We start from the raw sequence: 22,168 nt of genomic DNA on the forward strand, positions 1-22,168 counted from the left end.
CTCGGAGCCCAGGCGGCGACAGGAGGAAGGGGGTGCGCGCCTGTACCGGACCCAGGAGTGCTGGCCGGGCCAGCGCCTGACCCTACCGCCCATACCATCCACGAGGCTCCCGATGTTCCAGCTTACCCGCAGCGTCACCTGGCAGGCCCTCACCCGCCTGCACACTCAGACCCGCGACGACCGCATTCGCGACTACTTCACCGCCAATCCCCAGCGCTTCGAGAAGATGAGCCTGCGCGTGGGGGGCCTGTTTCTCGACTACTCCAAGCACCAGATCTCCGACGAGGTGCTCGACAAGCTGATCGAACTCGCCGATCACTCGGCGCTGGTGCAGCGTCGCGCCCAGATGTTCTCCGGCGACATCATCAACGTCACCGAGGACCGTCCGGTACTGCACACCGCCCTGCGCAATCTCGGCGAGGGGCCGCTGATGGTCGACGGCCAGGACGTGATGCCCGAGATCCAGCGCACCCGCGAGCAGATCCGGCAGTTCTCCGAGGCGGTGCGCAACGGCGAGTGGACGGGCTTCGACGGGCAGCGCATTCGCGACGTGGTCAATATCGGCATCGGCGGCTCGGACCTGGGCCCCAACATGGCCTGCCGCGCGCTGCTCAAGCATCGCCATCCGGAGCTGAACTTCCACTTCGTCTCCAACGTCGACGGCGCCCACATCCAGAAGGTGCTCAGTCGCCTCGACCCGGCCACCACCCTGTTCATCGTCTCCACCAAGACCTTCTCGACCCAGGAGACGCTGCTCAACGCCAAGACCGCCCGGCGCTGGTTCGTCGAGCAGGCCGGTCCCGACGCCGACGTCGGCGCCCACTTCATCGCCGCCTCCACCAACCGCAAGGCGGCCATGGAGTTCGGCATCCGCGAGGAGAATGTCTTCGAGTTCTGGGCCTGGGTCGGCGGGCGCTACTCCATGTGGTCGTCGATCGGCCTGCCCATCGCGCTCGCCATCGGCTTCGAGGGCTTCATGGCGATGCTCGAGGGCGCCTACGAGATGGACCAGCACTTCCTGACTGCCCCCACCGACGCCAACATGCCGGTGCTGATGGCGCTGATCGGCATCTGGTACATCAACTTCCACGGGGCCGAGACCCAGGCCATCGTGCCCTATGATCAGGCCCTGCATCAGCTGCCGGCCTTCCTGCAGCAGCTCGACATGGAGTCCAACGGCAAGTCGGTGGATATCTTCGGCCGGCCGGTGGACTACAAGACCGGCCCCATCGTCTGGGGCCAGACCGGTTCCAACGGCCAGCACGCCTTCTTCCAGCTGCTCCACCAGGGCACCCGCTACGTGCCCATCGACTTCATCGCGTCGCTCAAGCCCGAACCCGGCATGGAGGACCACCACTTCGCCCTGCTCACCAACATGCTGGCCCAGGCCAACGCCTTCATGGAAGGCAGCGCCAAGGGCGGTGAACTCGACCCCTACAGCTGCCCCGGCAACCGTCCCTCCAGCACCCTGCTGCTCGACGAGCTGACGCCGAAGAACCTCGGCGCGCTGATCGCCCTCTACGAGCACAAGGTGTTCGTCCAGGGCGTCATCTGGAACATCAACTCCTTCGACCAGTGGGGCGTGCAGCTCGGCAAGCGGATCGCCGGCGAGATCAGCGAGCGCCTCGACGCCCACAGCCAGGACTTCGACCCGTCCACCCAGGGGCTGCTCCGGCTGGTCCGAGAGCAGCTGCATACGCACGACACCCCGTCGGATCCGCCCGCGGGACGCCGCAAGAAGCGCCGCAACGCCTGACCCCTGCCATCCCGCCGCCTGCCGGGCATCGTGATCGATGCCCGGCAGGCGCCGTGGGTACCGCGTTTCCATGCCCTTCGGGGAACGCTCCTGGAGGCAAGATGAAAAAGCCCCGGCAGGTGCCGGGGCAAGAGGACAGCGACGGGCCGTGGAGAGAGCAGGAGGGAAGAGGCCGCGGGGCGCTCTCAGTGATGGAAGCGCTCGGCCACCTCCCGCGCGAGCCGGCGAATGGCCCCCCAGTCGCCGGCATCCACCAGCGATTTCGGGGTCAACCAGGTCCCGCCGACGCACATCACGTTGGGCAGCGCCAGGTAGTCCGCGGCATTGTCCGGGTTGATCCCGCCGGTCGGACAGAAGCGGGCCTCGGCGATCGGCCCGGAGAAGGCCTTGAGGGCCCGGGTTCCGCCGCTCGCCTCGGCGGGGAAGAACTTGAAGCGCCGGTAGCCGAACTGCCAGCCCACCATCAGCTCGGAGACGGTGGCCACGCCGGGCAGCATCGGCACCGGGCTCTCCACGCCGTAGCGATAGAGCGCCTCGGTGGTGCCCGGGGTCACCACGAAGTCGGCGCCGACCTGCTCGGCCTGGCGATACTGGGAGGGGGTCAGCACGGTCCCCACGCCGATGCTGACATGGGGCAGCGCCGCCTTGATGCGACGGATCGCCTCCAGGGCGCAGTCGGTGCGCAGGGTGATCTCGAGGACGGTGATGCCGCCCTCGACGAGCGCCGTGGCCAGGGGCACGGCATCCTCGATGCGCTGGATGGCCAGCACCGGGATCACCTCGGCCTTGAGGCAGATGCTATCGAGTTCGGTGGTGCGGGTGGAGGGCAGCTGCTTGTCGATGGTCATGTCATGGCTCCAGAAGGTCGAGGCGGGATCAGGGGGCCCAGTAGATGGCGGCCGGGCAGGCCAGGAAGGCGCGGATGGGCAAGTCACGGGCATCATCGCCGGACAGGGCCCGGGCCAGGACGTCCCGCTTGTCATCCCCGGTGATGTGCAGGAAATGGCGCCGGGCCCGGTGCAGCCGCTCGGCACTCAGGGTGATGCGCGCCTGGGGCTGGCTCGGCGTGCGCACCGCCACCAGCGGCGCTTCCGTGGTCAGCGCCAGGGTAAGCTCCTGGCTATCGGGGAACAGCGAGGCGGTATGGCCGTCGCCCCCCATGCCCAGGATCACCACGCTGGCCGGCCAGCTCAGCGCCGCAAGGCGCTCGCTCACCTCGGCCACGCCCTCCTCGGGCGTCTCGGCCCCGCTGGTCAGGGGCACGAAGGTCGCCTCGGCGCCCCCACCCTGCAGCAGGTGCTCGCGCACCAGGCGGGCATTGCTGTCGGCGGCCTGCTCGTCCACCCAGCGCTCGTCGGCCAGGGTCACGTCGACGCGGGACCAGGGCAGGTCCATGGCGGCCAGGGCCCGGAAGAACGGCACCGGGGTCGAGCCGCCGGAGACCACCAGCAGGGCACGCTCACGCTCGGCCAGATCGGTGCGCAGCGCCTCGGCCACGGCCTCGGCCAGCTGACGGGCCAGGGCCTCGCGGGGGGCCAGTGTCGTCTCGCTCATGTCAGTAGTCCTCATACCAGCTGCGGCCATCCTGGGTGATCATCGCGATCGAGGCCACCGGCCCCCAGGACCCCGCCGGATAGCGCCGCGGCGGCTCGTCACGGTCGGCCCAAGCGGCGACCAGGCTGTCGCACCACTGCCAGGCGTGCTCGACCTCGTCGCGACGCACGAAGAGGTACTGCTGGCCCTTCATCACCTCCAGCAGCAGGCGCTCGTAGGCGTCCGGGATCCGGGTCTTGGGAAAGGCGCTGCTGAAGTCCAGGTGCAGCGGCCCCCGGCGCAGGCGCATGCCCTTGTCCAGGCCGCTGTCCTTGGTCAGCACCTCCAGGGCGATGCCCTCCTCCGGCTGCAGGCGGATCACCAGCTTGTTGGCGGCGAGCCCGCGCTGGTCGGGGTCGAAGATGTAGTGGGGCTGCTGGCGGAAATGGATGACGATCTGGGAGAGCTTCTCCGGCATGCGCTTGCCGGTGCGCAGGTAGAAGGGCACCCCGGCCCAGCGCCAGTTGGCGACGCCGGTCTTCATGGCTACGAAGGTCTCGGTATGGCTGTCGGCGTTGGCGCCCTCCTCCTCGAGGTAGCCCGGCACGGGCTGGCCGTCGTGGGTGCCGGCCATGTACTGGCCGCGCACCACGTCGCGCCCCAGCATGTCGTCGGTGAAGGGCTTGAGCGCCTTGAGCACCTTGACCTTCTCGTCGCGGATGGCATCGGCGTCCAGATTGGCCGGCGGATCCATGGCGATCAGGCAGACCAGCTGCAGCAGGTGGTTCTGCACCATGTCCCGCAGCTGCCCGGCCTCGTCGAAGTAGCCCCAGCGCCCCTCGATGCCGACCTTCTCGGCCACGGTGATCTCCACGTGGGAGATATGGTTCTGGTTCCACTGGGTGCCGAACAGCGGGTTGGCGAAGCGCAGCGCGATGAGGTTCTGGACCGTCTCCTTGCCCAGGTAGTGATCGATGCGGTAGACCCGGGACTCGGGGAATACCGCACCGATGGCGTCGTTCACCTCGGCGGAGGAGTCGAGGTCGTGCCCGATCGGCTTCTCGACCACCACGCGGCTCTGGTCGTCCAGGCTGCCGCTGGCCTCGAGATGGCGGCAGATGTCGCCATAGATCTTCGCCCCCACCGAGAGGTAGACGACCATGGGACGATGCAGCCCGTCCTGGCGCCATTCGCGCACGGCGCCGTAGCCCTCGGGCTCGAGAAAGTCGAGCGACCGGAAGTCCAGGCGGGCGAGAAAGCGCTTGGTCACCTCGCGATCGAGCTCCGCGGCCTGCACGTGCGTCTTGAGGGATGCCTCGACCCGAGCCTGGAACCCCGCCCGATCGAGCTCCTGACGCGCCAGCCCGAGCACCCGGGTGCCCGCGTCCAGGAGCCCCTCGCGATCGAGGTGGTAGAGCGCCGGAAAGAGCTTGCGCTGGGCCAGGTCCCCGAGCGCACCGAACAGCGCCAGATCGATTTCAGTACTGCCGGCCTCGGTGGCCCGAGCATGGCCGGGTCGCTTGCGTTGTGTCATGTCCGCCCCGTCTGGTTAACTTACCTAAAAATAGCGCATGCAGCGTAGCTTCTGCAAAATATTTATGTAAGTTTACTACAATCAGGAGTGGCGACGCGATCCTGCCCGCCGCTCCTTTGCGCCTCGCGCTGGATAACCAGCATAATGTAGTTAAATCACCACATCGACCGCGTTTCATTCCGCGCCGCCGAGGGCGCCTCGCCGGAGACTGTACAGCCCATGGTCCGTCACGATCTGCTCGACCGCATCCGCCGCCAGCTCGACGAGCTCAACCGATCCGAACGCAAGGTGGCGGATGTCATCCTCCATGACCCCGCCTCGGCGACGAGCATGAGCATCGCTACCCTGGCCCAGCTCGCCTCGGTCAGCGAGCCCACGGTCAACCGCTTCTGCCGCAGCTTCGACGCCAAGGGCTACCCCGACTTCAAGATCAAGCTGGCCCAGAGCCTGGCCGGCGGCACGCCCTATGTCAGCCAGGCGGTGGAACCGGACGACACCGCCGCGGACTACACCGGCAAGATCTTCGGCGCGACCATCGCGGCCCTCGACCAGGCGCGCCGCGAGGTCGCCCCGGAGCGCATCGAGCGCGTCGTCGACTACCTGACCCAGGCGCGGCAGCTGCACTTCTTCGGCCTGGGGGCCTCCGGCGCCGTGGCCCAGGACGCCCAGCACAAGTTCTTCCGCTTCAACCTCCCGGTCAGCGCCTACGTCGACGTGCTGATGCAGCGCATGGTGGCCGCCGCCTGCCACACCGGCGACGTGGTGGTGATGCTCTCCTGGACCGGGCGCACCCGGGACCTGGTCGACATCGCTCGGCTGGCCCGTGAGAACGGCGCCGTGGTGCTCGGCATCACCGCCCCCGGCTCGCCGCTCGCCGCCGAGTGCACCGAGACCCTGGAGGTCTGGACCCCGGAGGATACCGACTACTACATGCCCATGACCTCGCGGATGATCCAGCTGACGCTGATCGACGTGCTGGCCACCGGCATGACCCTGCGCCGCGGCGAGGACTTCCTGCCCCACCTGAAGAAGATCAAGGACAGCCTCAAGCCGACCCGCTATCCCGCCGACGGCCGCGATCCGGCCTGACGCGATCCGGCCTGACGCGGCCCGGCCCGACGCGAGAGCCGGCATCCCGAGGGTGCCGAGGATCCGCTCGACTTGCCAGGCCGCCGGGCAGGCACAACAATACCCCTCCCGATTTCTACCAGGAGACCGCCCATGCGCTGGATCGCCGCTTCCGCCGCCGCCCTCGCCCTGCTTGCCCAGGGTGCGGCCGCCGACACCTTCCGCTTCACCGCCATTCCCGACGAGGACCAGTCGCGTCTGGTCGAGCGCTTCTCCAAGGTCGCCGACTACCTCGAGGAGCGACTCGACGTCGAGGTGGAGTACGTGCCGGTGAAGTCCTACGGCGCGGCGGTCACCGCCTTCCGCAACGACCAGGTCCAGCTGGCCTGGTTCGGCGGTCTCTCCGGCGTCCAGGCGCGCCGCCTGGTGCCGGACTCCCAGGCCATCGCCCAGGGCGCCGAGGACGCGGCCTTCGAGACCTACTTCATCGCCCACCGGTCGACGGGGCTGGAAGAAGGGGACGCGCTGCCCGACGCGGTCGAGGACATGAGCTTCACCTTCGGCTCCAAGACCTCCACCTCCGGGCGCCTGATGCCCGAGCACTACCTGCGCCAGCGCTTCGGCGAGGCGCCGGACGAGCTGTTCTCCCGGGTCGGCTTCTCCGGTGATCACTCGCGCACCATCGCCCTGGTCGAGGCCGGCACCTACGAGCTGGGCGCGGTCAACTACTCGGTGTGGGACGCCGCCGTGGAGGACGGCCGCGTCGACACCGACCAGGTACAGGTGATCTGGACCACGCCGAGCTACCCGGACTACCAATGGACCCTGCGCGGCGACGCCGACGAGCGCTACGGCGAGGGCTTCTCCGACCGGGTCCGCGAGGCGCTGCTGGAGATGGACGACCCCGAGCTGCTCGACAGCTTCCCGCGCTCGGCCTTCATCCCCGCCGACAACGCCATGTACGCGCCGATCGAGGACGTGGCGGAAGAGCTCGGCCTGCTGCGCTGATGGCGCCGACGGAACACACGAACGAGCCATTGCTGACGCTCGACGGGGTCGATCTCGGCCACGGCGAGCGGGTGGTGCTGCCCCGGGTGCATCTGCACCTGGCACGCGGCGAGCGCGTCGCCCTGCTCGGCCCCAGCGGCGCCGGCAAGTCCACGCTGCTGGCCGCCCTGCGCATGCGACTCGGCGGGGCGGTCGCCTGGTGCCCGCAGCATCACGGCCTGGTGCCGGGGCTGGCGGTCTATCACAACGTCTACATGGGCCGGCTCGCCGAGCATTCGGCGCTGGCTAACCTGTGGAACCTGGTGCGGCCGCTGCGCGGCCCCTGGGGCGAGGTGGCCGCGCTGTGCGAGCGGGTCGGCCTGGACGAGCTGATGCGCCGCCCCGTGGGGCAGCTGTCCGGCGGCCAGCGCCAGCGCACCGCCATCGCCCGGGCGCTCTACCAGCAGCGGGAGGTGTTCCTCGGCGACGAGCCGGTGGCCAGCGTCGACCCCCACCAGGCCCACCGCCTGCTGGGACTGATCGAGCAGCGCCACACCACCAGCGTGATCGCCCTGCACCAGCGCGAGCTGGCGCTGACCCGCTTCGACCGCGTCTGGGGCCTGCGCGACGGCCGGCTGGTGATCGACGCCCCGGCCTCCACGCTGAGCCTTGACGACCTCGACGCCCTCTACCCGGACGCCGACGATACCGCCGCGTCAGCCGAGGCGCCCGAGCCCGCGGCGCCCTCGCCGGAGGCCCTGCCCTGTTCCCGGGGGCGCGCATGAGCGATGCCGCCCTGCCGCGCCGGCCGGCCTGGCTGGCCGGCCGCGCCACGGGCCCGCGCCTGGCCCGCCATACCCTGACGCTGATCGCCCTGGCGCTGCTGCTTGCGCCGCTGGCCGACCTGTCGGTGGTCACCCGGGACCCCTGGACGGAACTCGGGCGGATGCTCCAGGGCCTGGCCTGGCCCGACTTCGCTTCCGTCGAGTCGCCCTTCCACGCCCTGGGGCTGACCGTCTCGGTGGCGCTGTGGGGCACGCTCGCGGGCGTGGTGCTGGGCTTCCCGCTGGCGCTGCTGTTCGCCCGTTCGCGGCTGGTGCGCGCCGGCTGCGCCTTCGTGCGCGCCATCCACGAGCTGTTCTGGGCGCTGCTGTTCCTGCAGGTGTTCGGGCTCTCGGCGCTGACCGCCCTGGCGGCGCTGGCGATTCCCTACGCCGGCATCTTCGCCAAGGTGTTCGCCGAGATCCTCGAGCAGACCCCCCGCGCGCCGGCCGATGCCCTGCCGCCCGGCGTCGGCCGGCTGTCGCGCTTCCTCTACGCCGAGCTGCCGCTGGCCTGGACCCAGCTCGCCGCCTACACCCGCTACCGCTTCGAATGCGGCCTGCGCGCCAGCGTGCTGCTGGGCTTCGTCGGCCTGCCGACGCTCGGCTTCCAGCTCGAGACGGCCTTCCGCGAGGGCCGCTACCCGCAGGCCAGCGCCCTGCTGTGGTGCTTCTATCTGCTGATCGCCACCCTGCCCTGGTGGAGCCACCGGCGGCTGGTGCCGCTGCTGCTGGTCGGCGGCGTCTTCCTGCTCGGCCCCTGGCCGGCGGTGGACGGCGGACTCCTGTGGCGCTTCGTCAGCCAGGACCTGTGGCCCGCACCGCTGCTGGCCGGCGACGGGGCGGGGCTGGTCGACTGGTTCGCCAGCATCCCCGAGCTCGCTCCGGCCATCGGCAACACCCTGCTGCTGGCGCTGCTCGGCACCGTCGGCGCGCTGCTGGTGGCGATGGCGCTGTGGCCGCTGGCCAGCCGCCACTTCGGCCACCCGGCGACCCGGCTGGCCGGCCGCGGGCTGCTGGTGCTGCTGCGCTCGACGCCGGAGCTGATGCTGGCCTTCGTCTTCCTGCTGCTGCTCGGCCCTTCGCTGCTGCCCGCCTGGCTGGCCCTGGCGCTGCACAACGGCGCCCTGATCGCCTTCCTCGCCGCCCGCCACGCCGACGGCCTGGAGCCCGGCATGCCGGGGCTGCCCGCCTCGGGGCGGCTGGCCTACGAGCTGCTGCCGCGGGTCTATCCGAGCCTGCTGGCCCTGCTCTACTACCGGGCCGAGGTGATCCTGCGCGAGACGGCGATCCTCGGCATGCTGGGGGTGGCGACGCTGGGCTACTACATCGACGAGAACTTCCAGTACCTGATGTTCGACACGGCGGCCTTCCTGCTGCTGGTCACCGCCGGCCTCAACATCGCCGTGGATGCGCTCTCGCGCCGGCTCAGGCCCCGGGAGGTGCCGCAGGAAGACCCCTGCCTGCGCTGAGACGATCGCCACGCCGTCCCGCCAACGAAAAAGGCCGACGCGTTCGCGTCGGCCTTTTTCCGTTTCATGGCCGCTCCTGGGAGCGGCGGCTCGAACGCCGGCTCAGGCGTCCTTCACCAGCGCGGTGACCGTGATCTCCACGCGCAGCTCATCGGCCGGCATCGGGGCACAGACGCAGGTGCGGGCCGGGGCATGGCCCTCGGGCACCCAGGCGTCCCAGACGGCGTTCATGGCCGCGAAGTCGCCACCGTCCTTGAGGTAGATCGTCGCCGAGAGCAGATGCTCGCGGTCGGAGCCGATCTCGGCGAGCAGCGCATCGACCCGCGCCAGCATGCTCTCGGTCTGCTCGGTGATGTCGCCGTGGCGGGCCTCGGGGCCGGCCACCTGGCCGCACAGCCAGGCCACGCCGTTGTGGATCACCGCGCGGCTCATGCGGGCCTTGGTGTCGTGACGTTCGATGCTCATGTCGCTCTCCGTGGGAAATCAAGGATGGAATCGCGCGCCACCGCCCGCGCTCGGCGCCGGCCCCGAGGGCCTCCGGCAGGGTCGCGACGGCACATCTTGCCATCGCCGCCGGGCCATCGCACGCTCGGCGTGCCGGCCACTCCCGCGGGTCGACACGACGACACCGGCCCGGGGGCCGGTGTCGTCGAAAGCCGAGGGAGGCGATCAGCGCAGCAGCAGCACCGGCAGGCTGGCGCGGCGCAGCATGGTGGTGGTGGTGCTGCCGACCAGCAGGTGGCGGACCCGGGAGTGGCCGTAGGCGCCCATCACCAGCAGGTCGATGCCGTGCTCCTGCTGGTAGCCGCGCAGGGTCTCCTCGACGTCGCCGGCGCGGATCGCCCCCTCGGCCTCGTGGCCGGCCTCGCGCAGGATCGAGAGCGCCCAGTCCAGCTGGGAGCGGTTGTCCCCGGTCTCGGCGCCGACGATGACCACGTGCACCGGAATGCCGTTGAACAGCGGGCTCCTGGCCAGCATCTCGACTCCCTTGCGGGTGGTCTTGCTGCCGTCGAAGGCGATCATCACCCGCTCGGGACGCGTGAAGGTCTCCGGCGCCATCAGGATCGGCCGGTGCAGGGTGCGCACCACCCGCTCCAGGTTGGAGCCCAGGTGGTCGCTCGCTTGACGGGCGCCCTCGCCGCGCTTGCCGATCACCAGCAGGCGCATGTCGGCCTCGAGGTCGGCCAGGGTCTCCACCAGGGTGCCGTTGCGCTGGCGGGTGGCGGGATCACTCACGCCGTCCTCGACGGCCCGCTCCCTGGCCGCCTTGAGCATCAGCCGGCCCTGCTCCTGGGCCACCTTGGCGCGCTGCTCGTCGAGGTGCGCCAGCTCCTCGAGCAGGTGCTCCCGGGCGCCGAGCCCGAGGTTGCCGGAGAGGTCGGCCTCGGCGGTCTGGGGGTGGTTGTCCACCACGTGCAGGAAGGTCAGCGGTGCGCCGAGCGCGAGGCTCGCCCAGGCCGCGTAGTCGCACACCCCTTCGGAAAACTGCGAGCCGTCGATGGCGGCCATCACCTGTTCTGTCATGGTCTGGTCCTGAAACTGGCGTGAGTAGTCGTCGCTTCCACGTTCTACCGGATCCGTCCGGCGGGTCAATGGCCGCCCATCAGCTTCTCGACGGCCTCCGGGTCGTCATGCACCGCATAGCGGTCGACGATGGTGGCGCTCGCCTCGTTGAGGCCGATCAGCTCGACCTCGGTGCCCTCGCGGCGGAACTTGATCACCACCCGGTCCAGGGTCTGGACGGCGGTGATGTCCCAGAAGTGGGCCCGGGAGAGGTCGATGGTGACCTTCTCGACGGTGTCCTTGAAGTCGAAGGCGGCGCCGAAGCGCTCGGAGGAGGCGAAGAACACCTGACCCACCACCCGGTAGACGCGATGCCCCTCCTCGGGGGTCTCGGCGCCGACGTAGAGGATGTTGCCGACCTTGTTGGCGAAGAAGAGCGCGGCCAGCAGCACGCCGACGAATACGCCGATGGCCAGGTTGTGGGTGCCGACGGTGACCGCCACGGTGGCCAGCATCACGATGTTGGTGCTCATCGGGTGCTTCTTGAGGTCCTTGATGGAGCTCCAGCTGAAGGTGCCGATGGAGACCATGATCATCACCGCCACCAGGGCCGCCATGGGGATCTGCGACACCCAGTCGGACAGGAAGACCACCATCAGCAGCAGCACCACGCCGGCGATCAGGGTGGAGAGGCGCGTGCGGCCGCCGGACTTGATGTTGATCACCGACTGGCCAATCATCGCGCAGCCCGCCATGCCGCCGATCAGGCCGGTGCCGAGGTTGGCCAGGCCCTGGCCCTTGCACTCGCGGTTCTTGTCGCTCGCCGTGTCGGTCAGGTCATCGACGATGGTCGCGGTCATCATCGACTCCAGCAGACCCACCACGGTCAGCATCACCGAGTAGGGCAGGATGATCATCAGCGTCTCGAGGGTGAGCGGCACCTCAGGCCACAGGAACACCGGCAGGGTGTCGGGCAGCTCGCCCATGTCGCCCACGGTGCGGATCTCCATGCCGGAGAGCAGGTAGACCGCGGTCAGCACCAGGATACAGACCAGCGGCGAGGGCAGCAGCTTGCCGACCTTCGGCAGGTAGGGAAAGCCGTAGATGATCGCCAGGCCCGCCGCGGTCATGGCGTAGACGTGCCAGGTAACGTCGGTGAGCTCCGGCAGCTGCGCCATGAAGATCAGGATCGCCAGGGCGTTGACGAAGCCCGTCACCACCGAGCGGGAGACGAAGCGCATCAGGTCGGCCAGGCGCAGGTAGCCGGCGATGATCTGGAAGACGCCGGTGAGCAGGGTGGCGGCCAGCAGGTACTGCAGGCCGTGCTCCTTGACCAGGGTGACCATCAAGAGCGCCATGGCGCCGGTGGCCGCCGAGATCATGCCCGGCCGCCCGCCGGCGAAGGCAATGATCACCGCCATGGAGAAGGAGGCGTAGAGGCCCACCTTGGGATCGACGCCGGCGATGATCGAGAAGGCGATGGCCTCGGGGATCAGGGCCAGGGCCACGACGATCCCCGCCAGGGTGTCGCCCTTGAGGTTGGAGAACCAGCTCCGTTTCAGTGTCTCGTACATGCTGCGGTCCAGTCAGGGGATGGTGGAAGGGCCGTATGGCAGTCGACGCGCGATGCAGGCGTCTTCTCCCCCGCCTGGGCAGGCGCCGAGGGCGGAGCAGGAAGCGTGTCGCTGGAGAAGGCGCGCGGGCGTCGGCGCGCTGCATGCTGCCCGGGCCGATGAGGGCGGGCAGCGCCGAGTTAGAGGGGAGAGAGGCGCCAGGGCGGCGTGGCCGGCCCTGCCGGGGGTGTCATCACGGTCTGCCGACTCCCAGGCTCTGCCTCCGCGGGGCGGCGCGCAGCGAACGTGGCTGACGGCACCCGGCGAAGGCGCCGGAGTCTAGCAGAGATGGGACTAAGGTGCATCCGAGGCGCGCATGTGCTTGAAGGCCTCCATGATGTCCATGGGCAGCGGGAAGACCACGGTGGAGGCGTTCTTGTTGCTCATGTCGCTCATGGTCTGCAGGTAGCGCAGCTGCAGCGCGGCCGAGTTCTCGGACATGACGTTGGCCGCCTCGACCAGTTTCTTGGAGGCCTGCAGCTCGCCCTCGGCGTGGATCACCTTGGCGCGACGCTCGCGCTCCGCCTCGGCCTGGCGGGCGATGGCGCGGATCATGCTCTCGTCGAGGTCGACGTGCTTGATCTCGACGTTGGCCACCTTGATGCCCCAGCTCTCGGCGGAGCTGTCGATGATCTCCTGGATGTCGTCGTTGAGCTTGTCGCGCTCGGAGAGCATCTCGTCCAGGTCGTGCTTGCCGAGCACCGAGCGCAGGGTGGTCTGGGCCAGCTGGCTGGTGGCGTTGACGAAGTTCTCCACCTGGATGATCGCCTTCTCCGGGTCCACCACCCGGAAGTAGAGCACCGCGTTGACCTTGACGGTGACGTTGTCCTGGGAGATGACGTCCTGCTCCGGCACGTCCATGGTGATCACCCGCAGGTCGACCACTTCCATCTTCTGGAGACCAGGGATGATGATCAAAAGGCCCGGCCCCTTCACCGCCTGGAAGCGACCGAGGAAGAACACCACCCCGCGCTTGTACTCGGGCAGGATGCGGATCGAGGCCGCCAGCAGCATGATCAGCAGGACGACCGGAACGAGGTAGGAAAGCAGCATGGTGTCGGCTCCTTGGTTGGGCCGGACGATGCGGATCATCGACCGTGCCGGGCGGGCCTCAGGGCGTCGAGGCCAGCGGTTCGACCTCCAGGGTCAGGCCGTCGACCGCGGTGACGCGGACCGACTGCCCCCGGGCGAGCGGGACGTGGCTGCGCGCCCGCCAGCGCTCGCCCATCAGGCGCACGTGGCCCTGGCCGGTGAAGTCATCGAGGACCCGCGCCTCGCTGCCGACCAGCTCCTCCTGGCCGGTGCGCGGCGGGCGACGCCGCAGGCCGATGAAGCGGGTCATGGCCCACAGCATCAGGCCCGCCGCGAGCAGCGCGATGCCGCCGATCATCGGCAGCGAGATGTTCAGGGTGTCCGCGTCCATCAGTATCACCGATCCGATCACGAAGGCGACGATGCCGCCGATGCCGAGAATGCCGAAACTGGGCATCAGCGCCTCGCCCACGATCAGCCCCAGGCCCACCAGGATCAGCGCCAGCCCCGCGTAGTTGACCGGCAGCACCTGGAAGGCGAACAGCGCCAGCAGCAGCGAGATGATGCCGATGGTGCCCGGCACCAGGCTGCCCGGGTTGGAGAGTTCGAAGATCAGCCCGTAGAAGCCGATGATCATCAGGAAGTAGGCGACGTTGGGGTTGGTGATCACCGCCAGCAGCTTGGTGCGCCAGTCGGGATCGAAGCGCTCGACGGTGAGGCCCGCGGTGGCCAGCACCCGCTCGCCGTCGTCCATCACCACGCTGCGTCCGTCGAGCTGGGCGAGCAGGTCGTCGAGGTCGCGCGCCACTACCTCGATGACGTTTCGCTCGAGGGCATCCCGGGCGGTGAGGTTGACCGCCTCGCGCACCGCCTGCTCGGCCCAGTCGGCGTTGCGGCCGTGGCGCTCGGCCAGCGAGCGGATATAGGCGACGGCATCCTCCAGCACCTTGCGCTCCATGGCCGTCTCGCCGCGGCGCTTGGCCGGCGCCGGGTCGCCCGGCTCGGCGGCCGCCTCGTCCGCCGTCGCCCCGCCCTCGGGCGCCGCGTCGTCGGCGTCCTCCGGGGCCGCCTCTTGGGCGGGTGGTTCGGCCTCCGGGTCGGGCTCGCCGAGGCCCGGCAGGCCGCCCCCGCCGAGCTGCACGGGAGTGGCCGAGCCGAGGTGGGTGGCCGGCGCCATGGCCGCCACGTGGCTGGCGTAGAGCAGGTAGGTGCCGGCGCTGGCGGCCCGGGCCCCCGCCGGCGAGACGTAGAGGGCGACCGGCACCGGGGAGCCGAGCATGGCGCGGATCATGGCGCGCATCGAGGCGTCGAGTCCGCCGGGGGTATCCAGCTGTACCACGACGAGCTCGGCCTCGCGCGCCTCGGCCTCTTCCAGGCCGCGCTGGAAGTAGTCGTCGATGGCCGGCCCGATGGCATCGTCGATGGTCATCGCCAGGGCCACGCCCGACTCCGACGGGGCCTTCTGGGCCTGGGCCTGCCAGGCCAGCAGGACGCCCAGCGCCAGGCACAGCACGCTCAGCCAGAGCAGGACACGACGCTTGGCCGCCGGTCGATTCCCCATCACGCCCCCTCGCCTCGGCATCCCAGGTTACTCCTGTGATGCCGGGCGACGGGATTCGTTCAGGCCTCGCCGTACGCCCCGGGCGTCGTCGCCAGGACGTCGGCACCCGACCCGCGAGCGGTCGCGCTCAGAGGTCGTGGGGCTCGCCGGCCACGCGACGCTGCACCTCCACCATGTAGGCCGCCAGCGAGGCCAGCGCCTCGCTGTCCCAGGCCAGCGGCGCGGCGGCCATCGGGGCGACCATGCAGATCTGCACCATCTCGTCGGCGTGGACCTCTGCCATGCCGAACCGCTCGGCGGCCATCGCCACCCGGTGCGGGAAGGGCTGCTGGAAGGTGGCCTGGTAGCCGGTGTCCTGCCCGTCGCTGCCGTGGCAGCTCGCGCAGGCCAGGCCGTTGCCGCTCAGGGAGGTGTCGTAGTAGAGCGTCTCGCCTCGGGCCAGCATCGCCTCGGGGTTGTCGCCGCGCTCGCTGTAGGCCGGCACGTAGCCCTCGGGCCTGGCGACCACGGCGGCGCCTCCCTCGGCTTCCCCTTCTGCTTCCCCTTCTGCTTCCCCTTCTGCTTCCCCTTCTGCTTCCCCTTCTGCTTCCCCTTCTGCTTCCCCTTCTGCTTCGCCCTCGGCTTCGGCTTCGGCTTCGGCTTCGGCCTCACCCTCCGCCTCGGCGTGATGGCTCGCCAGCAACAGGGACGCCTCGCCCGAGGGGGAGAAGGCCGCCGCGCCAGGAGCGCCGCCCGACGCAGCGCCACCCGACAGATCGCCGCCCGGAGCGGCCTGGAGTGCGGCGCCGCCGGCCACCAGCGCCAGCAGCGGGGCCGTGTAGGCCAGTCGACGCCTCAGGCGGCCCAGCAGCCTGCGGCGTTGTTCGTCGTGCTGTGACATGATCTCGCCCTCCGAGGTTTGTGAGGGGCGCAACGCCGACGATACCGCGCCGCGCTCCCGTTATGTCGCCCCGGGACAGACGGGCTTACAGCCATGTCGTCGAGGTGCGTGTAAGGTGAGGCGCCCTCATGCGACCATCCATGACCATCGTCCCCGAACAAGGAGCGTCATGCCGGACACCGACTCTCGCCGCGACACGCCGCGGGTCCCGTCGACCCTCTGCGACCCGCTGGCCGCGGCCCTGGCCCGCACGGGCCTCGACGCGGGCATCTCCGCGCTGCGCCCGATGGCCGACACCGGCCTCGCCCACCACCATCTGTGGCTCGAGCGGAGCGGGGGCGACTGGGTGGCGCGACTGCCGAAGCAGAGCCAGATGCGCCTCGACCCCGCGGCGAACCTCGCCTACCAGGCGGCCTGCTTCTCCCGCGCCAGCCGCGGCGGCCACGCCCCCGCCCTGCACGGCCTGCTGCCGCCGGACCCGACGCTGCCCCGGGGCGGGCTGCTGGTCGATGCCATCCGCGGCCGCCCGGCGCGCCTGCCCGAGGACCTGCCACGCCTCGCCGAGGCGCTGGCCAGCCTCCACACCCTGGCGGTCCCGGCGACCGAGGCCCGGGCGCCGCTGCTCTCGCCCACGGATCCCTGGGCCGCCATGCGCGAGGAGCTGGACGAGCAGGCGCGCTTCCTCGAGCAGGCGGGTCTCCCGGACGCGGCCCGCGTCCCGATCGAGGCCGAGCTGGCCGCCCTGCCCCGCCGCCTGCCGCCCGGCCCCGGAGCCGAGCCCCGCCTGATCAGCTTCGATGCCCACCCCGGCAACTTCCTGGTCACCGAGGACGGTCGCGCGGTGCTGGTTGACCTGGAGAAGTGCCGCTACGGCCTGGTCGGCTTCGACCTGGCCCACGCCAGCCTCTACACCTCCACCACCTGGGATCTCCATAGCCGTGCCGAGCTGACGCCCGGGGAGGTGGCCGCCTTCTACCACGACTGGCTCGCGGCCACCGGGCTCGCGGGGGAGGTCGAGACCCTGCTGGCGTGCCGGCGCGCCATGTGGCTCTGGTCGCTGACCTGGTGCGCCAAGTGGCGCGCCAGCCATCGGCGGGCTCAGGATGCGCAGCGCCGCGGCGAGGACTGGTCCGCGGCGCTGAGCGACGACGCCCTGATCGCCCACGTGCGCGAGCGCGTCGACCACTACCTGTCGGTGGCCGCCATCGAGCACGTGCGCGGCGAGCATCGCGACCTACAACGCCGCCTTGCATCCTGACGCACGCCCCCTTGCCCCTGTTCACCTTCTCCATGAGGAACTCCACGATGCGCGCACCCTCTCTCCGGCTGGCCGCCCTGCTGCCCGCCCTGCTGACCAGCACGGGGCTCATGGCCGCCCCCGACCCGGCCGACTGGCCGGCCGTGCTCGAGGAGGCCCGCGGCCAGACGGTCTACTGGTACGCCTGGGCCGGCGACCAGCGCACCAACGACTACATCGACTGGGTGGCCGAGCGCGTCGATGAGCGCTTCGACATCGACCTCGAGCACGTCAAGGTCGGCAACACCGCCGAGGCGGTCTCCCGGGTGCTGGCGGAGAAGCAGGCCGGCAACGACACCGCCGGCAACGTCGACCTGATCTGGCTCAACGGCGAGAACTTCGCCGCCATGAAGGAGAGCGACCTGCTGTTCGGCCCCTTCGCCCGTGCGCTGCCGAACTTCGCCCTGACCCGCCCGGCGGACAACCCCGAGGTGGTCACCGACTTCACCCTGCCCACCGAGGGCTACGAGTCTCCCTGGGGCCGGGCGCAGATCACCTACTACTATGACAGCGACGCCTTGCGCGGGAATGGCGACGCCCATGACGCGCTCCCCCAGGACATCGAAGGGCTGCTCGCCTGGGCCAAGGCCAACCCGGGGCGCTTCACCTACCCGCGGATTCCCGACTTCACCGGCAGCACCTTCCTCAAGCAGGCGCTGATCGAGCTCACAGACCGGGACGAGGCGCTCTACGCGCCGGTCGAGGAGAGCGATTTCGCCGCCGTCACCGCCCCGCTGTGGGACTACCTGGATGCCCTGCACCCGCACCTGTGGCGCGGCGGCCGCCAGTTCCCCGCCAGCAGCCCCGAGATGCGCCGCCTGATGGGCGACGGCGCGCTCTCGCTGGCCTTCACCTTCACCCCCTCGGAGCCGGCCGCGGCGGTGGCAGACTACGAGCTGCCCCCGAGCACGCGCAGCTACGTGCCCGACAGCGGCACCCTCGGCAACGTGCACTTCATCGCCATCCCCTACAACTCGCCCCACCAGGCCGGCGCCATGGTCATCGCCGACTACCTGCTGTCCCCGGAGGCCCAGGCGACCAAGCAGGACCTCGACGTCTGGGGCGATCGCACCGTGCTCGACGTCGCCCGGCTGCCGGCGGAGGACCAGGCGCGGTTCGCGCTGGACGCGGAGAACCCGGCGATGCTGCCGGCGGGCGCCCTCGCGCGCACCCTGCCCGAGCCGCACCCCAGCTGGATGACGTCACTGCAGGACGCCTGGCAGGCGCGCTACGTCGGCCGATGAGAACGAGCGCTACCCCCTGCGGTGCGGGCGACGCGGGGCCGACCCCATGATGCTGCGCCTCGCCCCCGCACTGATCGTCACCCTGCTGGTCGCGCCGATCCTGGCGGGCCTCGCCATGGCCCTGCTGCCGGCCTTCGGCTACCTGCCGGCGCTCGGCGGCGAGAGCCTCTCGCTGGCGCCCTGGCGGGCGCTGGCCGCCCAGCCGGGCATCGGCCGCTCGGTCGCCATCAGCTTCGCCGGCGGCCTCGTCGCCACCGCCCTGTCGCTGGCCGTGGTGCTGCTCTACCTGGCCGCGGCGAGCGGCAGCCGGCTCGACCGCTGGATCCGGCGGCTGGTCTCGCCGCTGCTCTCCATTCCCCACGCCGCCGCGGCCTTCGGGCTGGCCTTCCTGATCGCCCCCACGGGGCTGCTCGCACGGCTGGCCTCGCCGGCGCTGACCGGCTGGGAGCAGCCGCCGGACCTGCTGATCGTCCAGGATCCCTGGGGGCTCTCGCTGATCGCGGGACTCGTCATCAAGGAGGTGCCCTTCCTGCTGCTGATGAGCCTGGCCGCGCTGCCTCAGCTCGACGCCGAGCGCCGGGTGGCCATGGCCCGCTCGCTGGGCTACCGCCCCGCCATCGCCTGGCTCAAGGTGGTGGCGCCGGCGCTCTATCCGCTGATCCGCCTGCCGGTGTTCGCGGTGATCGCCTATGCCTCCTCGGTGGTGGACGTGGCGATGATCCTCGGCCCGACCCTGCCGCCGACGCTGGCCGTGTCGATCCTCACCTGGTTCAGCGACCCCGACCTCGAGCAGCGCTTCCTGGCCTCGGCCGGCGCGATCCTGCAGCTCGGCGTCACCGCCGCCGCACTGCTCGCCTGGTTGGGGCTGGAGCGGCTCATGGCGAGGCTGATGACGGCCTGGATCGCCCGCGGCGGGCGCGACCGGGGCGAGGCCGGCCTGCGCCTCGCCGGCAAGCTGCCGATCCTGCTCGCCACCGGGATCGCCTTCGCCGGCGTCGGCGGCCTGGCGATCACCTCGGTGGCCGGATTCTGGCGCTTCCCCGACGCCCTGCCCCGCACCATGACGCTGGATCACTGGGCCCAGGCGCTGCCCGCCCTCGGCGAGCCCCTCGCCTCGACGGCGCTGATCGCGCTGGGCGCCACCCTGCTCGCCGCGGTGCTGGTGCTGGCGGCTCTCGAGAACGAGCAGCGCACCGGGCGCACCGCCTCGAAGGCGCTGTGGCTGCTCTACCTGCCGCTGATCGTGCCGCAGATCGCCTTCCTGTTCGGGCTGGTGGTGGTGATAGAACAGCTCGGTACCCGGCCGTCCCACGGCCTGATCGTCTTCGGCCACCTGCTGTTCGTGCTGCCCTACGTCTTCCTGTCGCTCTCGGAGGCCTACCGGCGGATCGACCCGCGCTGGACCCGGCTCGCCCTGACCCTCGGCGCCTCGCCCAACGCGGTCTTCTGGCGGGTCCGGCTGCCGATGCTGCTGGCCCCGCTGCTCACCGCCTGCGCGGTGGGCCTGGCCGTGAGCATCGGCCAGTACCTCCCCACCCAGCTGCTCGGCGCGGGCCGGGTGAGCACCGTCACCACCGAGGCGGTGTCGCTGGCCGCCGGCGGCAACCGCCGCGTGATCGGGGTCTGGGCGCTGGTCCAGGCGGGCCTGCCGCTGGTGGGCTTCGCGATCGCCATCGGCCTGCCGAAACTGCTATGGTCCCACCGCCGCGACATGCAGGGAGCCCCATGACCACGCCCCATCGACTCGCACTTCGCGACCTCCACATCCGCCTGGGCGACACGCCCCTGGTCGCCCTCGACGCCGAGATCGGCCCGGGCGAGGTGCTCACCGTCATGGGCCCCTCCGGCTCGGGCAAGTCGACCCTGCTGGCCTTCCTGGCCGGCTTCATGGCGCCCGAGTTCGCGGCCTCGGGCCGCATCCTGCTGGACGGCCGCGACATCACGACCCTGCCCGCCGAACGCCGCGGCATCGGCCTGCTGTTCCAGGACCCGCTGCTCTTCCCCCACCTCTCGGTGGCCGGCAACCTGCGCTTCGGCCTCGCCGGCACCGGCGCCGACAAGGCCGCCCGGGTCGAGCAGGCGCTCGCGCACGTCGGGCTGGCCGGGTTCGGCGAGCGCGACCCTGCCACGCTCTCCGGCGGCCAGAAGGCGCGGGTGGCGCTGATGCGCCTGCTGCTCTCGGCCCCCAGCGCGGTGCTGCTCGACGAGCCCTTCTCGAAGCTCGACACCCACCTGCGCCAGGCGATGCGCCGGCTGGTCTTCGAGCACCTGCGCGAGGCCGGCCTGCCGAGCCTGCTGGTCACCCACGACCGCGAGGACGCCGAGGCCGCCGGCGGGCGGGTGATAGAGCTCTCGCCCGCAGGCCGGTGAGGCGATGCCCGGCCGATCCCTCTGGAGCACCGCGATGTCGCCCCCGCCCCGGCTGAGCATCGTGCTGCCGACGCTGAACGAGGCCGCCATCATCGAGGCGACCCTGACCCGCCTGCAGGCGATGAAGGCGGCCGGCGTGGAGCTTCTGGTGGTCGACGGCGGCAGCCGCGACGAGACGCCGGCCCGGGCGCGACCGCTGGCCACGCGGGTGATCGCGAGCGCGCCCGGCCGCGCCCGGCAGATGAATGCCGGCGCCGCCGAGGCCCGGGGCCGAACGCTGCTGTTCCTGCATGCCGACACCGACCTGCCGCCGGGGGCCGAGGCCGCGATCGCCGCGGCGCTGGCCGAGGGGCACGCCTGGGGACGCTTCGACGTGCGGCTGGCCGGGCACCATCCGCTGCTGCCCGTGATCGCCTTCGCCATGAACCGCCGCTCGCGCTGGACCGGCATCGCCACCGGCGACCAGGGCCTGTTCATGACCCGAGCGGCCTTCGACGCCGCGGGCGGCTTCCCCGTTCAGCCGCTGATGGAGGACATCGAGATGTCGCGACGACTCAAGCGGGTCTCGAGGCCGGCCTGCCTGCACGCGCGGGTGACGACCTCGGGCCGGCGCTGGGAGCGAGGCGGCGCCTGGCGAACCATCCTGCTGATGTGGCGGCTGCGCTGGCGCTACTGGCGCGGTGCCTCCCCCGACGACCTGGCCAGGGCCTATCGCCATGTGCGCTGACCCCCGCGACGCCTCCCTGGCGATACTCGCCAAGGCCCCGATCCCCGGGCGCGCCAAGACCCGGCTGATCCCGGCGCTCGGCGCCGAGGACGCCAGCCGGCTCCACGCCGGGCTGCTGCGCCACGCCGTCGCCACCGCCCTGGCGGCGAGCGAGCCTTCGCGCATCACCCTGTGGACGGCGCTCGAGCACGACCACCCGCTGTTCCGCGAACTGGCCGAGCGCCACGGCATCGCGCTTGGCGCCCAGCCCGAGGGCGACCTCGGCGCGCGCATGCACCATGCCCTCGCGGCCATGGGCGCACCGGGGCTCGTGATCGGCAGCGACTGCCCGGCGCTGACCCCGGCGCTGCTGCGACGCTGCGCGGCGGCGCTGATCGAGGCCGACGGCGTCTGCGTGCCGGTCGAGGACGGTGGCTACGCGCTGGTCGGCGCCCGACGCGCCGAGCCCGGCCTGTTCCAGGGCATCGACTGGGGCATGGATCGGGTCATGGCCCAGACCCGCGAGCGCGCCATGGCGATGGGCTGGCGCCTCGCCTGCCCGGCCCGACTCTGGGACGTCGACCGCCCCGAGGATCTCCCCCGGCTGGCCCGCCTGGGCGAGGCGCTCGGCGTCGACTTCCTCGCGCCTCGCCATCAGGGGCACCATGACTCGCGTCCCGCCCTGTAAGGAAGGGCGGCACGACACGACGCAACGCTACCCACGACGCTTTCAACGGAGTATCGCTACACGACGGCAAAACCCTGCTGGTAGACTCGTTCCCCATCACGAC

General features: G+C 70.9%; 20 protein-coding genes. 11 read left to right on the forward strand and 9 right to left on the reverse strand.

Features of this window, described 5'->3' with window-relative positions:
• Positions 1-112: 112 nt before the first annotated feature.
• Positions 113-1,756 carry a glucose-6-phosphate isomerase gene (gene pgi / locus FIU83_RS13805; protein ID WP_253939480.1) on the forward strand — a complete coding sequence of 548 codons (1,644 nt, stop codon included), beginning with the start codon at positions 113-115 and terminating at the stop codon, positions 1,754-1,756.
• 185 nt (positions 1,757-1,941) lie between these two features.
• Here pgi and FIU83_RS13810 read toward each other — a convergent pair whose 3' ends face one another.
• Genes FIU83_RS13810 through zwf form a run of 3 tightly spaced genes read right to left on the reverse strand, consistent with a single transcriptional unit; the run spans position 1,942 to position 4,823 of the window.
• Positions 1,942-2,604, reverse strand: coding sequence for a bifunctional 4-hydroxy-2-oxoglutarate aldolase/2-dehydro-3-deoxy-phosphogluconate aldolase (locus FIU83_RS13810; RefSeq protein WP_152484575.1), 663 nt, complete (start codon positions 2,602-2,604; stop codon positions 1,942-1,944).
• A 28-nt stretch (positions 2,605-2,632) separates the two neighbouring features.
• Positions 2,633-3,310, reverse strand: a complete 678-nt coding sequence (gene pgl / locus FIU83_RS13815; RefSeq protein ID WP_152484576.1) for a 6-phosphogluconolactonase — start codon at positions 3,308-3,310, stop codon at positions 2,633-2,635.
• A gap of 1 nt (position 3,311) precedes the next feature.
• Positions 3,312-4,823, reverse strand: a complete 1,512-nt coding sequence (zwf, locus tag FIU83_RS13820; protein WP_152484577.1) for a glucose-6-phosphate dehydrogenase — start codon at positions 4,821-4,823, stop codon at positions 3,312-3,314.
• Between the two features lie 219 nt (positions 4,824-5,042).
• Between zwf and FIU83_RS13825 the strand changes: the two genes are divergently transcribed.
• From FIU83_RS13825 to FIU83_RS13840, 4 genes are all read left to right on the forward strand, one after another.
• Positions 5,043-5,912: a MurR/RpiR family transcriptional regulator gene (locus FIU83_RS13825; RefSeq protein WP_152484578.1), complete on the forward strand. Its 870-nt coding sequence runs from the start codon at positions 5,043-5,045 to the stop codon at positions 5,910-5,912.
• 132 nt (positions 5,913-6,044) lie between these two features.
• Complete coding sequence (locus tag FIU83_RS13830; protein ID WP_152484579.1) at positions 6,045-6,899, forward strand: putative selenate ABC transporter substrate-binding protein; 855 nt, start codon at positions 6,045-6,047, stop codon at positions 6,897-6,899.
• 29 nt (positions 6,900-6,928) lie between these two features.
• Positions 6,929-7,663 (forward strand): ATP-binding cassette domain-containing protein, encoded by a 735-nt coding sequence (locus FIU83_RS13835; RefSeq protein WP_253939481.1) that lies wholly within the window; start codon positions 6,929-6,931, stop codon positions 7,661-7,663.
• A complete protein-coding gene (locus FIU83_RS13840; RefSeq protein ID WP_152484581.1) occupies positions 7,660-9,171 on the forward strand; it encodes an ABC transporter permease in 1,512 nt (503 codons plus the stop codon). The genes FIU83_RS13835 and FIU83_RS13840 overlap by 4 nt, the downstream gene beginning before the upstream one ends.
• A 102-nt stretch (positions 9,172-9,273) precedes the next feature.
• Here FIU83_RS13840 and FIU83_RS13845 read toward each other — a convergent pair whose 3' ends face one another.
• The 6 genes from FIU83_RS13845 to FIU83_RS13870 form a co-directional block, all read right to left on the reverse strand.
• On the reverse strand, positions 9,274-9,636 hold the full coding sequence (locus tag FIU83_RS13845) for a RidA family protein (RefSeq protein WP_152484582.1): 363 nt from the start codon (positions 9,634-9,636) through the stop codon (positions 9,274-9,276).
• Positions 9,637-9,840: 204 nt separating this feature from the next.
• Positions 9,841-10,695 carry a universal stress protein gene (locus tag FIU83_RS13850; RefSeq protein ID WP_152484583.1) on the reverse strand — a complete coding sequence of 285 codons (855 nt, stop codon included), beginning with the start codon at positions 10,693-10,695 and terminating at the stop codon, positions 9,841-9,843.
• A 65-nt stretch (positions 10,696-10,760) separates the two neighbouring features.
• Complete coding sequence (locus tag FIU83_RS13855) at positions 10,761-12,248, reverse strand: SulP family inorganic anion transporter (protein ID WP_152484584.1); 1,488 nt, start codon at positions 12,246-12,248, stop codon at positions 10,761-10,763.
• Positions 12,249-12,581: 333 nt separating this feature from the next.
• Positions 12,582-13,340: a slipin family protein gene (locus FIU83_RS13860; RefSeq protein ID WP_152484585.1), complete on the reverse strand. Its 759-nt coding sequence runs from the start codon at positions 13,338-13,340 to the stop codon at positions 12,582-12,584.
• 58 nt (positions 13,341-13,398) lie between these two features.
• The gene (locus FIU83_RS13865) at positions 13,399-14,880 is read right to left on the reverse strand and encodes a nodulation protein NfeD (protein WP_152485379.1); all 1,482 of its coding nucleotides are present in this window, start codon (positions 14,878-14,880) and stop codon (positions 13,399-13,401) included.
• A gap of 127 nt (positions 14,881-15,007) precedes the next feature.
• Complete coding sequence (locus FIU83_RS13870) at positions 15,008-15,760, reverse strand: hypothetical protein (RefSeq protein WP_152484586.1); 753 nt, start codon at positions 15,758-15,760, stop codon at positions 15,008-15,010.
• A gap of 169 nt (positions 15,761-15,929) precedes the next feature.
• Between FIU83_RS13870 and FIU83_RS13875 the strand changes: the two genes are divergently transcribed.
• From FIU83_RS13875 to FIU83_RS13900, 6 genes are read left to right on the forward strand one after another with little or no spacing between them, the layout of a single operon-like run.
• The gene (locus FIU83_RS13875) at positions 15,930-17,018 is read left to right on the forward strand and encodes an aminoglycoside phosphotransferase family protein (RefSeq protein ID WP_152484587.1); all 1,089 of its coding nucleotides are present in this window, start codon (positions 15,930-15,932) and stop codon (positions 17,016-17,018) included.
• A 47-nt stretch (positions 17,019-17,065) separates the two neighbouring features.
• Positions 17,066-18,301 (forward strand): ABC transporter substrate-binding protein, encoded by a 1,236-nt coding sequence (locus FIU83_RS13880; protein WP_152484588.1) that lies wholly within the window; start codon positions 17,066-17,068, stop codon positions 18,299-18,301.
• A gap of 49 nt (positions 18,302-18,350) precedes the next feature.
• Entirely contained in the window at positions 18,351-20,030 is a 1,680-nt protein-coding gene (locus FIU83_RS13885) for an ABC transporter permease (RefSeq protein WP_152485380.1), read from the forward strand.
• Positions 20,027-20,671: an ATP-binding cassette domain-containing protein gene (locus tag FIU83_RS13890; RefSeq protein ID WP_152484589.1), complete on the forward strand. Its 645-nt coding sequence runs from the start codon at positions 20,027-20,029 to the stop codon at positions 20,669-20,671. The genes FIU83_RS13885 and FIU83_RS13890 overlap by 4 nt, the downstream gene beginning before the upstream one ends.
• Before the next feature lie 34 nt (positions 20,672-20,705).
• A complete protein-coding gene (locus FIU83_RS13895; protein ID WP_172976090.1) occupies positions 20,706-21,398 on the forward strand; it encodes a TIGR04283 family arsenosugar biosynthesis glycosyltransferase in 693 nt (230 codons plus the stop codon).
• Positions 21,388-22,065 (forward strand): TIGR04282 family arsenosugar biosynthesis glycosyltransferase, encoded by a 678-nt coding sequence (locus FIU83_RS13900; protein WP_152484591.1) that lies wholly within the window; start codon positions 21,388-21,390, stop codon positions 22,063-22,065. Before FIU83_RS13895 ends, FIU83_RS13900 begins: the two co-directional genes overlap by 11 nt.
• Positions 22,066-22,168 lie beyond the last annotated feature (103 nt).

The sequence above is a fragment of the Halomonas sp. THAF5a genome (assembly GCF_009363755.1).
Classification (GTDB): Bacteria; Pseudomonadota; Gammaproteobacteria; order Pseudomonadales; family Halomonadaceae; genus Halomonas.